15 protein-coding genes are annotated in these 13,870 nt (G+C 72.3%); 4 read left to right on the forward strand and 11 right to left on the reverse strand.

Translation table 11 applies throughout. The annotated features are described in order from the left end of the window. Window positions 1-82 precede the first annotated feature (82 nt). From hisH to hisD, 5 genes are read right to left on the reverse strand one after another with little or no spacing between them, the layout of a single operon-like run. Window positions 83-721: an imidazole glycerol phosphate synthase subunit HisH gene (gene hisH, locus A3IC_RS0125520; RefSeq protein ID WP_020552899.1), complete on the reverse strand. Its 639-nt coding sequence runs from the start codon at window positions 719-721 to the stop codon at window positions 83-85. 4 nt (window positions 722-725) lie between these two features. Beyond that, the gene (locus A3IC_RS65285; RefSeq protein WP_020552900.1) at window positions 726-881 is read right to left on the reverse strand and encodes a hypothetical protein; all 156 of its coding nucleotides are present in this window, start codon (window positions 879-881) and stop codon (window positions 726-728) included. Next, complete coding sequence (hisB, locus tag A3IC_RS0125530; RefSeq protein ID WP_020552901.1) at window positions 878-1,474, reverse strand: imidazoleglycerol-phosphate dehydratase HisB; 597 nt, start codon at window positions 1,472-1,474, stop codon at window positions 878-880. The genes A3IC_RS65285 and hisB overlap by 4 nt, the downstream gene beginning before the upstream one ends. 21 nt (window positions 1,475-1,495) lie before the next feature. Next, window positions 1,496-2,608: a histidinol-phosphate transaminase gene (locus A3IC_RS0125535; protein ID WP_020552902.1), complete on the reverse strand. Its 1,113-nt coding sequence runs from the start codon at window positions 2,606-2,608 to the stop codon at window positions 1,496-1,498. Further along, a complete protein-coding gene (hisD, locus tag A3IC_RS0125540) occupies window positions 2,605-3,960 on the reverse strand; it encodes a histidinol dehydrogenase (protein WP_020552903.1) in 1,356 nt (451 codons plus the stop codon). The genes A3IC_RS0125535 and hisD overlap by 4 nt, the downstream gene beginning before the upstream one ends. A 108-nt stretch (window positions 3,961-4,068) precedes the next feature. On the opposite strand from hisD, the gene A3IC_RS0125545 reads away from it, so the two are divergent. The 3 genes from A3IC_RS0125545 to ybaK are packed head-to-tail and all read left to right on the forward strand — an operon-like array spanning window position 4,069 to window position 6,806. Further along, window positions 4,069-5,559: a hypothetical protein gene (locus A3IC_RS0125545; RefSeq protein WP_020552904.1), complete on the forward strand. Its 1,491-nt coding sequence runs from the start codon at window positions 4,069-4,071 to the stop codon at window positions 5,557-5,559. A 39-nt stretch (window positions 5,560-5,598) separates the two neighbouring features. Beyond that, a complete protein-coding gene (locus A3IC_RS0125550) occupies window positions 5,599-6,285 on the forward strand; it encodes an LON peptidase substrate-binding domain-containing protein (RefSeq protein ID WP_020552905.1) in 687 nt (228 codons plus the stop codon). Between the two features lie 23 nt (window positions 6,286-6,308). Then, complete coding sequence (gene ybaK / locus A3IC_RS0125555; RefSeq protein ID WP_020552906.1) at window positions 6,309-6,806, forward strand: Cys-tRNA(Pro) deacylase; 498 nt, start codon at window positions 6,309-6,311, stop codon at window positions 6,804-6,806. A 48-nt stretch (window positions 6,807-6,854) separates the two neighbouring features. Here ybaK and A3IC_RS56555 read toward each other — a convergent pair whose 3' ends face one another. The 4 genes from A3IC_RS56555 to A3IC_RS0125575 all read right to left on the reverse strand — a co-directional run bounded on the left by A3IC_RS56555 (window position 6,855) and on the right by A3IC_RS0125575 (window position 10,236). Further along, the gene (locus A3IC_RS56555; RefSeq protein WP_158696102.1) at window positions 6,855-7,544 is read right to left on the reverse strand and encodes an ABC transporter permease; all 690 of its coding nucleotides are present in this window, start codon (window positions 7,542-7,544) and stop codon (window positions 6,855-6,857) included. A 111-nt stretch (window positions 7,545-7,655) separates the two neighbouring features. Beyond that, entirely contained in the window at window positions 7,656-8,459 is an 804-nt protein-coding gene (locus tag A3IC_RS0125565) for an ABC transporter permease (RefSeq protein WP_020552908.1), read from the reverse strand. A 14-nt stretch (window positions 8,460-8,473) separates the two neighbouring features. Continuing rightward, the gene (locus A3IC_RS0125570) at window positions 8,474-9,424 is read right to left on the reverse strand and encodes an ABC transporter ATP-binding protein (protein WP_040877192.1); all 951 of its coding nucleotides are present in this window, start codon (window positions 9,422-9,424) and stop codon (window positions 8,474-8,476) included. Window positions 9,425-9,597: 173 nt separating this feature from the next. Continuing rightward, window positions 9,598-10,236 (reverse strand): hypothetical protein, encoded by a 639-nt coding sequence (locus A3IC_RS0125575; protein WP_020552910.1) that lies wholly within the window; start codon window positions 10,234-10,236, stop codon window positions 9,598-9,600. 153 nt (window positions 10,237-10,389) lie between these two features. Here A3IC_RS0125575 and A3IC_RS56560 point away from each other — a divergent pair, with 153 nt between their 5' ends. Next, a complete protein-coding gene (locus A3IC_RS56560) occupies window positions 10,390-11,640 on the forward strand; it encodes a mechanosensitive ion channel family protein (RefSeq protein ID WP_020552911.1) in 1,251 nt (416 codons plus the stop codon). Here A3IC_RS56560 and A3IC_RS0125585 read toward each other — a convergent pair. Together A3IC_RS0125585 and A3IC_RS0125590 are read right to left on the reverse strand one after the other, a co-directional pair. After that, on the reverse strand, window positions 11,544-12,143 hold the full coding sequence (locus A3IC_RS0125585; RefSeq protein WP_020552912.1) for a dienelactone hydrolase family protein: 600 nt from the start codon (window positions 12,141-12,143) through the stop codon (window positions 11,544-11,546). The two genes, A3IC_RS56560 and A3IC_RS0125585, sit on opposite strands and share 97 nt — an antisense overlap. Before the next feature lie 103 nt (window positions 12,144-12,246). After that, on the reverse strand, window positions 12,247-13,836 hold the full coding sequence (locus tag A3IC_RS0125590; RefSeq protein ID WP_020552913.1) for a Na+/H+ antiporter: 1,590 nt from the start codon (window positions 13,834-13,836) through the stop codon (window positions 12,247-12,249). Window positions 13,837-13,870: the final 34 nt, after the last annotated feature.

Consider the following 13,870-nt stretch of genomic DNA (forward strand, 5'->3'; position numbering starts at 1 on the left):
AACAGTTCGTAGCGGACGGTGCGTTCACGGGCACGTCGGAACGCGGCGGGGTGTAACCGGGGGCGAAACCGCCCGGGCGCGGCTACAGGGTCGCGAGCCAGTTGCGCAGCAGCTGCGCGCCGGCCTCGCCGGACTTCTCCGGGTGGAACTGGGTGGCGCTGAGCGCGCCGTTCTCGACGGCGGCCACGAACGGCGTGCCGTGTGTGCTCCAGGTGACGTCCGGCGGGATGTGCGGACCGTCCTGGACCACCGGCATCTCCCACGTGCGCACCGCGTAGGAGTGCACGAAGTAGTACCGCGTATCGGCGTCGGCGCCCTCGAACAGCACGCTGCCCGCGGGTGCCTCGACGGTGTTCCAGCCCATGTGCGGCACCACTGGAGCGGCCAGCCGCTCGACCGTGCCGGGCCACTGCGCGCAGCCCTCGGTGGCCACCCCGTGCTCGACGCCGCGCGCGAACAGGATCTGCATCCCGACGCAGATGCCCAGCACCGGCCGGCCGCCGGCGAGCCGCTTGTCCACGATGGTGTCGCCGCGGACGGCCTTGAGGCCCTCCATGCACGCGGCGAACGCGCCGACGCCGGGCACCAGAAGCCCGTCGGCGTTCAGCGCCGCCTTGTGATCGGCGCTGATCTCGACGTCGGCACCGGCGTGCGCGAGCGCCCGCTCGGCCGAGCGCACGTTCCCGAAGCCGTAGTCCAGGACGATGACCTTCTTGGGCACGTGCCTATCCGATCTTCAGGACGCCAGCCGCGATCGAGAAGACCGCGCCGACGGCGAGCAGGGCGACCACACTCTTGGGCAGTCCCTGCTTGACGAACGAGATGCACCCGCCGACCAGGAACAGGCCGAACACGATCAGGACCATCGCCCCGGTGCTCACAGCGCGCCCTTGGTGGAGGGGATCACGCCGGCCCGGCGCGGGTCGAGCACACACGCGTCGGACAACGCCCGGGCCAGCGCCTTGAACTGGGCCTCGACGATGTGGTGCGCGTTGCGCCCGTAGGGCACGTGCACGTGCAGGCAGATCTGCGCCTGGGCGACGAACGACTCCAGGATGTGCCGGGTCAGCGTGGTGTCGTAGTCCGGACCGATCATCGGCGCGATACCGGCCGGCTCCGAGTGCACCAGGTACGGCCGACCGGACAGGTCCACGGTGACCTGTGCGAGCGCCTCGTCCAGCGGCACGGACGCGTCGGCGAACCGGCGGATGCCCTTCTTGTCGCCCAGCGCCTGCCGGAACGCGGCGCCGAGCGCGAGCGCGGTGTCCTCGATCGTGTGGTGCGCGTCGATGTGCAGGTCGCCGCGGGTCTTGACGGTCAGGTCGAACAGGCCGTGCTTGCCGAGCTGGTCGAGCATGTGGTCGAAGAAGCCGACGCCGGTCGCGACGTCGACCTTCCCCGAGCCGTCCAGGTCGATCTCGACCTCGACGGACGTTTCCTTCGTGGCGCGTTCGACGCGACCGGTTCTTGCCATGACGGTGATTTCGACTCTCTCTCAGTCCTTCGGACTCGCGCTCTTCAGGACGTGACGCATCGCGTCCAGGAAGGCCGTGTTCTCGGCGTTCGTGCCGGCGGTCACCCGCAACATGCCGGGGACCCCGTTGTCGCGGACCAGAACCCCCTGTTCGAGGAGCCCCGCCCAGACCGCGTGCGGGTCCTCGAACCGGCCGAACTGGACGAAGTTGGCGTCCGAGTCGGTCACCTCGCAGCCCAGCGCGCGCAGTTCGCCGACCAGCCGGTCGCGCTGCCCCTTGAGCTCGCGGACGTAGCCGAGCAGGGTGTCCTCGAACTCCAGACAGGCCAGCGCGGTGGCCTGGTTGACGGCCGAGAGGTGGTACGGCAGGCGCACCAACTGGACGGCGTCCACCACGCCCGCGTCCGCCGCCAGGTAGCCCAGCCGCAGCCCGGCCGCGCCGAACGCCTTGGACATCGTGCGGGTCACCACCAGGTGCGGCCGGCCGGTGAGCAGCGGCAGCAGCGAGTCGGAGTGCGCGAACTCGACGTACGCCTCGTCCACGATCACCAGCGACGGCCGGGCGGTCTGCGCGGCGTCGTACACCTTCTCGACCACCTCGCGGGCCAGCGCGGTGCCGGTCGGGTTGTTCGGCGAGCACAGGAACACCACGTTGGGCCGGTGCTCGGCGATCCGCGCCAGCGCCTCGTCGAGGTCGATCCGGTAGTCCCCGTCCCGCATGCCGGAGATCCACCCGGTGCCGGTGCCGCGCGCGATCAGCGCGTGCATCGAGTAGGACGGGTCGAAGCCGAGCGCGGTGCGGCCGGGGCCGCCGAACGCCTGGAGCAGCTGCTGGAGCACCTCGTTGGAGCCGTTGGCCGCCCACACCCGGTCCGCGGTCAGCGGGTGGCCGCCGGTCCGGGACAGGTACGCCGCCAGCGCGGTGCGCAACTCGACCGCGTCCCGATCCGGGTAGCGGTTCAGGTCGCGGGCGGCGACGGCGACCCGCTCGGCGATCCGGGCCACCAGGGCGTCCGGAAGCGGATACGGGTTCTCGTTCGTGTTCAGCCGCACCGGGACATCCAACTGCGGTGCGCCGTACGGCGACTGACCGCGCAGTTCGTCCCGGATCGGCAGGCTGTCCAGGTCGGTCACCGGTCCTCCTCCCAGGCCGCGAGACCGGCCAGCTCGCCCGCGGCGAACCGGGCCCGCACCGCCTCGCCGTGCGCGGGCAGGTCCTCCGCGTCGGCGAGCACGCTCACGTGCTCGGCGACATCGGCCAGCGCCGCGCGCGAGTAGTCCACGACGTGGATGCCGCGCAGGAAGGACTGCACGGACAGGCCCGAGGAGTGGCACGCGCAACCGCCGGTGGGCAGCACGTGGTTGGACCCGGCGCAGTAGTCGCCGAGCGAGACCGGCGCGAAGGCGCCGACGAAGATCGCGCCCGCGTTGTGCACGCGTGCCGCGACCGCGGCCGCATCCGCGGTCTGGATCTCCAGGTGCTCGGCGCCGTAGGCGTCCACCACCCGCAGACCGTCGTCCACCGAGTCGACCAGCACGATGCCCGACTGCCGCCCGGCCAGCGCCTGGGTGACCCGCTCGCGGTGCCGGGTGGCGTCGACCCGGGTCTTGAGTTCCTCGACCACCGCGTCGGCCAGCGACGCGGAGTCGGTGACCAGGATCGACGCGGCGAGCGTGTCGTGCTCGGCCTGGCTGATCAGGTCGGCCGCGACGTGCCCGGCGTCCGCGCTGTCGTCGGCGAGCACGGCGATCTCGGTCGGGCCGGCCTCGGCGTCGATCCCGATCCGGCCCTTGAGCAGCCGCTTGGCGGCGGCGACGTAGATGTTGCCGGGACCGGTGACCAGGCGCACCGGCGCACACGAGCCCGCGCCGTAGGCGAACATCGCCACCGCCTGGGCGCCGCCGACCGCGTACACCTCGTCCACCCCGAGCAGCGCGCACGCGGCCAGGATGGTCGGGTGCGGCAGCCCGCCGAAGTCGGCCTGCGGCGGCGAGGCGATCGCCATCGAGGCGACACCGGCCTCCTGGGCGGGGACCACGTTCATGATCACCGACGACGGGTAGACGGCGTTGCCGCCCGGTACGTACAGCCCGACCCGCTCGACCGGGACCCATCGCTCGGTGACCGTGCCGCCGGGCACGACCTGCACGGTGACGTCCTGCCGGCGCTGCTCGCGGTGCACGAGCCGGGCCCGGTGGATGGACTCCTCCAGGGCCGCGCGCACCTTGGGCGCGAGCGCCTCGAGCGCCGATGCGATCGCCTCGGCGGGCACCCGGATGTCGGTCAGCCGCACACCGTCGAAGCGCTCGGTGATCTCGATCAGCGCCTCGACGCCGCGATGACGCACGTCCTCGCAGATCGGGCGCACCTTCTCCAGAGCCGCCTCGACGTCGAGTTCGGCTCGGGGCAACACGTCGCGCAGTGCGGCGGGGCTGTCCAGGACAGCCCGCGAGGCGGGACCGCGCAGGTCGATACGGGAGATCACCTGCCCCAGTGTAGAGACGGCCCGGGCGAAGCCGTCCTTGCGTGTCGGACAGTGAGACACGCGATCATGGGCGGGACGCAGCAGCCTTCCAGTGTCGGGGGACCACGGATGAGCACACCGCCGGGGCATCTGAGCGCGACCGAGATACGCGTGTGGGAGGCGTATCGACGGGGCGAACGACTGGATCTGAGCACGGGCGTGCCGGCGGACGACGATCCGCGGCAGGGCGCCGCCTGGGGCCCTGACCGCACGATCCGGGCCCAGGTGCTCGCGCAGGTGCTGCTCCAGCCGCCGGAGGCCGAACCCGGGCACAGCACCGCGCTGCGGATCACCGGGGCCCGGGTGGTGGGCACGCTGGAGTTGGGCGGCGCGCGCCTGGACGTCTACTTCTCGATGATCGGCTGCCGCTTCGAGGACACGATCGTGCTGAACGTGGCCTCGACCCGGACGATCAACCTGCGCGACTGCGTGCTCACCGCGCTGCACGGCCGCAACATGCGGGTGGACGGGGATCTGGTGCTGCGGCACTGCGAGGTGTCGGACGGCGTGCGGATCCTGGACTCGCGGGTGGACAACGACCTGCGGATGGACCACTGCGTGATCGGGCCGGACTCCCGCGGCGGCGCGCTGTACGCCAACGGCCTCCAGGTCGGCGCGGACTCCTCGCTGGACCACAGCGTTTTCGCCGGGCAGCTGAGTCTGCACGGCGGCCGATTCGGCGGGCGGGTGACCCTGTACGGCTCGACGGTGGATCGCCCGGGGCAGTTGGCCATGGATCTCGGGCGGATCACGATCGAGCACTCGCTGCACCTGAGCGTGGGATTCACCGCGACCGGCTCGATCCGGATGAACGACGCGCGCGTGGGCGGCGGCATCGTGCTCAGCCGGGCGGTGGTGTGCGCGAACCCGGGCGAACAGCTGACCATGTGGCGGGTGGTCGCGGACGGCCTGCACATGGCGCTGGCCCGGCCGCCGCGTGGGCGGATCGTGCTGGCCAACGCGACCATCGGCACGCTGACCGACGCGCCGGACACCTGGCCCGCGCCCGGTGACCTGGTGCTCGCCGGGACCCGGTACACGGTGCTGCGCTCCGAGGAGCCGATGAGCGTGCACCGGCGGATCGACTGGGTCGGGCGCGGCACCCCGGAGTACACGCCGCAGCCGTACGACCAACTCGCCGGCGCCTATCGCGCGGCCGGCGAGGACGAGCACGCCCGCACCGTGCTGCTGGCCAAGCAGCGGCGCCGGCGCGCCGGGCTGGGGCCGGCGGGTCGGCTGTGGGGCCACGTGCAGGACGTGGCGATCGGCTACGGCTACCGCCCGGCACGGGCCTTCGGGTGGTTGATCGCGCTGATCGCGGTCGGCACGGCGGTGTTCGCCGCCGACCCGCCCGCCCCGCTGAAGGCCGGCGAGGCGCCGCACTGGAATCCGTTCTGGTACACCCTCGACCTGCTGCTGCCGGTGGTGACGCTCGGTCAGGACGGCGCGTGGAAGCCGACCGGGGTGGGCCAGTGGCTCGCCTACACGCTGATCCTGCTCGGCTGGGTGCTCGCCGGAGCCGCCGCGGCGGGCGCCGGCCGGGTGCTCAACCGTGCTTGAGATCAATGATCGACGCGGTCCGGCGGTCAGGCCCTACTCTTGGTCACCGTGACCGACCGGCTTCCGCTCTTCCCGCTCAACTCGGTGCTCTACCCGGGTCTGGTGCTGCCCCTGCACATCTTCGAGGAGCGGTACCGCGCGCTGGTCCGGGACCTGGAGGTGCTGCCCCAGGCGGAGCAGCGGTTCGGCGTGGTGGCGCTGCGCACCGGGCGTGAGGTGGGCGACATCCAGGGCGATCCGTTGGAGATCCTGCATCCGGTGGGCTGTACCGCCGAGATCGCCACGATCAAGTCGCACGAGGACGGCCGCTACGACCTGGTGGCCACCGGGGCGACCCGGTTCCGGCTGGTGTCCGTGGACGACTCGGGTCCCTACCTGTACGCCGAGGTGGAATACCTGGAGGACCCGGTCGGCGAGCGGGCCGACGTGCTCGGCCTGGCCGCGACCCGGGCGTTCGCCGAGTATCAGCGCCGGCTGCTCTCGGCCCAGCAGCGCACCCCGATGAGCCTGCCCGAGCTGCCCGACGACCCGGTGGTGCTGTCCTACCTGGTGGCCGCCGCGGTGGTGCTGGACCCGCACGACAAGCAGCGGCTCCTGGAGGCCGAGGACGCGACCGTCCGGCTGACCGCGGAGGTCGAGCTGCTGCGCCGGGAGGCGGCGCTCCTGGACCATCTGCCGTCGTTGCCCGCCGTCGAGTTGCTGCGGCAGAGCATCGAACCCAACTGACCAGCGATCGAGGGGCCGCCGAGATGGCGAAGAGCAGGGCCAAGGGTGGACAGGGCACCCCGGCGACGGTCGCGCTGACCCGCGAGGGCGTCGCGTTCACGGTGCACGCGTACCCGCACGACCCGGACGCGGCGTCCTACGGCGAGGAGGCCGTCGCGGTGCTCGGCATCCCGGCCGAGCGGGTGTTCAAGACGCTGCTGGCGGACGTGGACGGCGCGCTGACGGTGGCGGTGGTCCCGGTGGCGGGCAGGCTCGACCTGAAGGCGCTCGCGGCGGCGGTCGGCGGCAAGCGCGCGGCGATGGCGGACCCCGCGGCGGCCGAGCGGGCCACCGGCTACGTGCTGGGCGGGATCAGCCCCCTGGGCCAAAAGCGCCGGCACCCCACGGTGGTGGACGAGAGTGCCCTCGCCCACCCGACGGTGTACGTCTCGGCCGGCCGCCGCGGCCTCGAGATCGAGCTCGCTGCGGCGGACCTGATCCGTTTGATCCAAGCGGTCACGGCGGCCGTGGGTCGTACCTGACCATCGGCCTCGAACGCAGGCCGGGCCGAACACGATTCCGAAGGCGGCTCAGCCCTCGTCCCGATCCCGCTTCGTCAGGTCGACCCGCGGCGAAGCCGGCTGCGCCCACGGAAACGCCTGGCCGGGCTGCCACCCATAGGGCCCCGCCGCCGTCTGCTCCTTGTCCGCCGGAGCGAATCCCGCGGACAGGCCGAGGAAGATCACCATCGACGCGATCGGCCACAGCAGCAGCACACCCTTGGCCTTGAGTTCGAGCGGCTGGTCGAACCGCTTGCCCAGGCCGATCCGGCGAACCTGCTCGATGATCCCGTCCGGGCCCAACCGCACGCCGATCCTGAACGCCAGGTACGACCCGGCCAGCCCGCCGACGGTCAGCGCGAGCGCGGTCGCCACACCCTGGCGGCGAAAGCGCCAGAACGCCGGAGGCGCGAGCACGATGCCGGCGGCCACACCGCAGACCGCGAACCAGCCGTCCAGCGCGATCGAGGTCTCGGTCTCGGGTGAGGTCTGGAAGACCCCCTCCTTGGTCGCCAGCAGCGGTACGCGCGGCGTCACCTGCTCCCAGATCACGCCCACGATCGCGCCCACGACCAGGCACGCCGCGACCACGACGGCGAAGGCCACCACGTCGGTGCGGTAGCGCTGCCACAGCGTGGGAGGCGCGTCGAACCCGGGCGCGAAGCCCACGTGCGCGCCCTCGGGCGAGGGGTAGGGGTCGATATCCCCGGCAGACGTCATCTGTTCAGCGTCCCATGTGCGGATGGAGTGTGCGGATCGAGCCGGCGGCGTGACCCCGCGCGGCGGTGTGTCTGGTGGTCGGGGCGAGACGACGGGTGCGCACGGGTGCGACTACGACCGGGTGCTGCGCCGGAAGGACCACGTGGCCAACGAGAGCATCACCACGCCGACCGCCGCGCAGACCGCGAGGTTGCCGCCCACCGCCGCCCAGTCGGGATCGCCGTAACTGGCGATGAACGCGTCCACACCGTACGAGGACGGCAGCAGGTCGCGGGCCACAACGATCAACTCGGGCATCCGGTCCTCGGGCAGCACGCCGAGCAACAGCGCGGCCGACATGCCCAGTTGGCCCAGCAGCGTGGCCAGTTCGGGGCGCGGCGCGAGCAGGCCGAAGACCGCGCCGATGCCCGCCAGGGCCGCGCCGGACAGCGGCACGACCAGCAGCAGCACCCACAGGTTGGCCAGCGGCAGTTGGAACATCAGCGCGCCGATCACGGCCGTGGCGACCGTGCCGGGCAGCGTGAAGGACGCGTACGCGGCGGCCATGCCCAACACCACCGCGGCCGGGCGCACCGGCAGCGTCAGGTAGTAGTCGAGCGCGTTGGCCGCACGCAGGTTGCCGAAGTGCTGGGCGAGCAGGTTGAGCGCGACGAAGGCGACCACGAGCACGCTGGAGCCGGCCACCACCGCCTCGCGCGCGCTGTCGCTGCCGGTGTCCACCACGCCGCGCATCAGGATCATGATCCCGACCGACTGGAACACCGCGACGAACAGCAGCGGCACCCGGGAGACGCGCACCCGGGAGAGCTGCGCGCGGTACACGGTCAGCAGCCCGGCGCCCAGCGACGTGGTCGGCGCGGGCGCCACCGCCTCGGCCGGGCGCGCCGGCGCGGTCTCGATGCTCGCTGCACTCACTGGGGTCGACACCCTCATCCCTTGACCAGTCCCTGGTGGCGCCCGCCGAGCGCGAGGTAGACGTCCTCCAGGCTCGGCGTGGACAGCGTGAAGTCGTCGAGCGCCTCGAACGCGGGCCCGGAGGTGACGCCGGCGAGCAGTTCGCGGGCCACTCCCGGCTCCATCCGGGTGCTCCAGCGCCGGCCGGTGCGCACCGCGGTCTGCGCGAGCATGCTCACCGCCGGATCGTCCATCGGCGGGTCGGCCCGCCAGACCAGGTCCAGGCGGACCTCGTCGCCGACCATGGCCTTGAGTCCGCCGGGCGTGTCGCACGCGATCACCCGGCCCTCGTCGAGCACGGCGACCCGGTCCAGCACGGTCTCCGCCTCGATCACGTTGTGCGTCACCAGAAGCACGGTGGCGCCCTGCTCGGCCCGGCGGCGATCCACCGCGGCCCACACCGCGCGGCGCGCGACCGGGTCCATGCCGGTGGTCGGCTCGTCCAGGACCAGCACCGGGCGGGCGCCGACCAGTGCGGTGGCCACGCAGGCGAGCCGGCGCTGGCCGCCGGAGAGCTTCTTGAGTGGTCGGTCCGCGATCGCGCCCAGTTCGAGTTCGTCGAGCACCGCGTCCCGCTCGGCCCGGGCCCGGGTGGCGTCCAGGGCGCGCAGCCGGGCGGTGGTCTCGATCGCCAGCGCGACGGTCAACTCGTCCAGCGCGCCGGATTCCTGCCCGAGGTAGGCGACCAGGCGGGCGGCGGTCTCGGGCCGGCGCACCAGGTCGTGGCCCAGCAGGTCGATCGTGCCGGTGTCCGGCCGGAGCAGGCCGGTGAGTTGGCGCACCAGGGTGGACTTGCCCGCGCCGTTGGGGCCGAGCAGGCCGAAGATCTCGCCTCGGCGCACGTCCAGGTCGATCGCGTCGTTCGCGGTCACCACGTGCCGATCCCGGCGACGCCCGGTGCGATACGTCCTGGTCAGTTTGCGCACCGTGAAGCACGGATCGGCCGCCGTGGGCTCGCCGGGGATGGTCACGCTCCGCTCGTCCGTTCCGGGCAGCTTGTACATCCGACCCCGCGCGTCGTCCTGAAGGTGGTGGAGATGGCGTGTGACCCGCGCCTCGCGCCAAGTGGCCGAGTGGGGTGACACACGACGGGACGACTCTACGCGGTCGCGTCGTCCCCCCGGCCGCCCGCCTCCTTGGCGAGCAGGATCCGGGCCCGCTGCCATTGCTCGCGCGGGATCACCGCACGCCAGTCGATCGCGGCGAACGCGGCTTCGCGCTCGGGGTCCAACCGTCGGGTCGCCCGGGCGGCGGCCAGCTTGAGCAGGACGAGCGGCCGGGTGGGCAGGCCCACCCGGGCGGTCTCCCGCTTGAGATTGGGCCACCACACGGTGGCCGCGTCGGTCATCTCGTTCTCCGCCGCGTCCAGCCGGTGGAACGCGGCGAGCCGGCCGATCGTGCGCGCGATCACCCACTGCACCAGCGCGGCGAGGCCGAACACCACGAGCAGCACGATGCCCGCCGGCGGGAACAGCAGGAGCAGCGGCACGCCCGCCACGAGCAGCGGGTACTTGAGCAGGAAGATGAACTCCAACCGCCCCAGCACCACCTTGCCCACCAGATAGCGGATCAGCAGGGCGGCCTGGCGCGGGGTCAACCGGGTGTCCACGTCCGAGCCGAAGGCGGTCGCGCCGCTGTCGGCGGAACGTTCCGCCGCCGCCCGGGAGGCGCTGCGAAACCGTTGTCCGCGGCGCACCGCGCCGAATCCGACCTTGCCGATCCTGGTCCACTTGGACATCGCGCGTCCTCCGTACGGTCCGCTGCCTGACCCGCACGTTAGCGCCCCGGACGGGCTGCGGGGCGCGGCCGGCGCGGACCGGACGCGTGGGTGGGCTCGGCTTGCTCGGGTACGGTACGGGTTTGACCACAAGCCCCCTAGGAGGCTCTCGACGTGGACGTGTGGCACATACTTCGCCCGTTGATCGTGCTCGTCTCGGTGATCGCCTTCACGGGTCTGGTGACCTGGGGAATGGCTCGCCTGGCCCGCGAAGTACAGACCCGCAAGCCGCTGACAGGACCCCTCTGGTCGATGATGCGGCGCGGACGCGCCTCGATCGTGGCGACGCTCGGCGCGTCGGTCCTGTTGCTCGCCGAACCGGCCGCCGGCCTGCCCGAACGCAGCCGCGGACTGATCCGGCACCTACTGGTGCTCGCGGTGATCGCCGCATGCTCGTGGTTGATCGTGCACGCGGTCACCCTGCTGGTGAACACCTCCTTCGAGCGCTACGCGGCGAACGCGACCGACACCGGCCGGGTGCGCCGGATCCAGACCCAGATCGCGCTGATCCGCCGGACCGCGGTGGCGATCGTCGGCATCATCACCTTCGCCGCGATGATCATGACCTTCCCGGGCATGAAGACCATCGGGACCAGCCTGTTGGCCTCCGCCGGTCTGCTCGGCGTGGTGGCCGGTCTGGCCGCGCAGAGCGCGCTGGCCAACCTGTTCGCGGGATTGCAGATCGCGTTCAGCGACATGGTCCGGATCGGCGACTCGGTCGTGGTCAACCAGGAGATGGGCACGATCGAGGAGATCACCCTGACCTATCTGGTGGTGAACACGTGGGACCAGCGCCGGATCGTCATGCCGGTGTCCTACTTCACCTCCCGGCCGTTCGAGAACTGGTCGCGCACCGACACCCGGATGACCGGCACCGTCTTCCTGCACCTGGACCACTCCGCGCCGGTCGGCGAACTGCGCGACGAACTGCACCGCATCCTCAAGGACACCGGCCTGTGGGACGGCCAGGGCTGGAGTCTGTACGTCACCGACACCACCCCGACCACGATCCTGGTCCGGGCCGTGGTCACCGCGCGCGACTCCGACGACCTGTGGACGCTGCGCTGCGAGGTGCGCGAGAAGCTGCTCGACTACCTGCGCTGTGAACACCCGTACGCGCTGCCCCGGATCGCCACCGCGCCCGCGCCGCTGGGCAACGAGGCGGTGGGCCCGTACAGCGGCAACGGACGCTTCGCCAAGGCGCGCTCGGCCCCGCAGGTGCCCGTGCAGAGCGGCCCCCGCAGGTACGTGGACCTGGCCAAGAAGCCTCAGTCGTTGGCTGCCGCGGCGGCCGCGGCCGAGTCGATCTCGCTGAGGAAGTCCGAGGCGATCGCCCAGGCCCGTGAGGCGGCCTCGCGGTCGTAGTCCGGCAGGTCCGGGTCGGTGAACAGGTGGCCGGCGCCGCGGTAGCGGTGGATCTCCACGTCCGCCCCGGCCCGGCGCATGCCCAGATACCAGGTGCCGAGCCAGTCCTCGGTCTCGAACGGGTCCGGCTCGGCCACGTGCAACTGCACCGGCACCTCGGTCGCGGCGTCCTCGCGCAGGTCGGAGGTGCCGTGGAACATCAGCAGCCCGGCCGCCGCGGGGTCCGCGAACACGGCGTTCTGCGCGATCGAGGCGCCGAGCGAGAAGCCCGCGTAGACCAGGCCCGGACCCAGGCCGGCGGCGACCCGCACGGCGCGCCGGATCAACTCGTCCGCGCCGATCTCGTCCTTGATCTCCATGCCCTCCTCGATCGACTCGGTGGCGCGCCCGTCGTACAGGTCGGGCACGGTCACCTCGTGCCCGTCCGCACGCAGCCGCTCCGCCGCGGCAAAGACGGCGGGGCGCAGCCCATAGGCCGAGTGGAACAGCACGATGCGGGCCACGTGGGGGTCCTTCCGGGGACGACATGCGAGCAACGATCGGACAAAGGGTCAACGGTACCGGGCGCCGGCGCCCGGTACTGCGCGTGCCGCCCCCGCACTCGGGTCAGCGCATGCTGCGCAGGTCCAGGCGGCGCAGGACCCGGTCGGCGGCGGCCGGGTCCACGCCGCGCCGCCCCCGGGCCGCGATCACCTCGCGCCGCGCGGCGGCGGTCATCTCCGCCTCGATCTCGTGCAGCAGCTTGATCCGCCGGGAGCGCTCGACGACCGTGTCGGCCAACTCCTCGGTCGTGCCCTCCGGCTTGAGTTCGGCGAGCAGTGCCTTCTGCCGGGCGCGCAGCCGCTGCACCATTTCGTCCGGGAGGTCTCGCTCCTCGTCCAACTCGCGCAGCCGGTGCAGCGCCGCCTTGGTCGCGGTGGCCACGATCCGGCGCTCCTCGCCGCTGTCCACGTCGTCCGCCTCGGAGACCCCGAGCCGACGCACCAGCCAGGGCAGGCTGACCCCCTGGAGCAGCAGGGTCACCACGATCACGCAGAACGCGATCGCGATCAGCCGCTGCCGCTCGGGGAACGCCTCGTCGGCGTCGGTGGTCAGCGGCAGCGCCAGTGCGAGCGCGATGGTCACCACGCCGCGCATCCCGGCCCACCAGACCACGACGGTCTCGCGCGGGTCCGGAGTCTGCGTCTCGCCGGCGGTCGGCAGCCGGTTGTGCAACCGTCGGGCCAGCGCCGCGACGGGGAACAGCCACAGGCCGCGGACCACGATCAGCACCAGGACCACCGCGCCGGCCTCCCAGAACAGCCGAACCCGGTCGCCGTGCAGGTCGTGGAAGATCTCCCACATCTCCAGGCCGATCACCCCGAACGCGACGCCGGTGACCACCAGGTCCACGACCTCCCAGAACGAGCGCCCGGTGAGCCGGCCGACCACATTGTCCGCGTCCTCGGCGACCGAGCCCAGGTAGAAGGCCGTGGTCAGCACCGCGAGCACGCCCGAGCCGTGCAGTTCGTCGGCGACCACGTAGGCCAGGAACGGCACCAGCAGGGTGAGCAGGGTCTGCAGGGTGGGCTCGTCCAACCGGCCGAGCAGCAGCCGACCGGCCAGGCCGACCGCGAAGCCGATCCCCACGCCGACCACGGCGGACAGCGCGAACATCCCCACCGCCCGGGCCGGCGAGAACGTCCCGCTGACCGCGGCCGCGACCGCGATCTGGTAGAGCACGAGTGAGGTGACGTCGTTGAAGAGCCCCTCGCCCTGCAGAATCGACACCAATCGCCGGGGCAGCCGCAGACTCCCGGCCACCGCCGTGGCCGCCACCGGGTCCGGCGGCGCGACCAGCGCGCCCAGCGCGACCGCGGCCGCGAGCGGCAGTCCCGGCACCATCGCGTTCGCCACCGCCGCCACCGCGGCCGTGCTGACCAGCACGAGCGCGACCGCGAGCAACAGGATCGGCCGGGCGTTGGCGGCGAACTCGCGCCAACTCGAGCGCTGCGCCGCCGCGTACAGCAGCGGGGGCAACAACAGGGGCAGCAACAGGTCCGGATCGATCCGCAGGGTCGGTACGAACGGCAGCCAGCCGAGCAGCACGCCGTACAGGGTCAGCAGTACCGGGAAGGGCAGCCGCAGGCGCCCCGCGAGCGGCACGACCACGACCGTGCCGAACATCAACAGGAACAGCAGCGTGAGCTGGCCCACTCCACCCCCAGACCGATCGACCGCGATTCGATCT

Source organism: Embleya scabrispora DSM 41855, assembly GCF_000372745.1.
GTDB lineage: Bacteria > Actinomycetota > Actinomycetes > Streptomycetales > Streptomycetaceae > Embleya > Embleya scabrispora.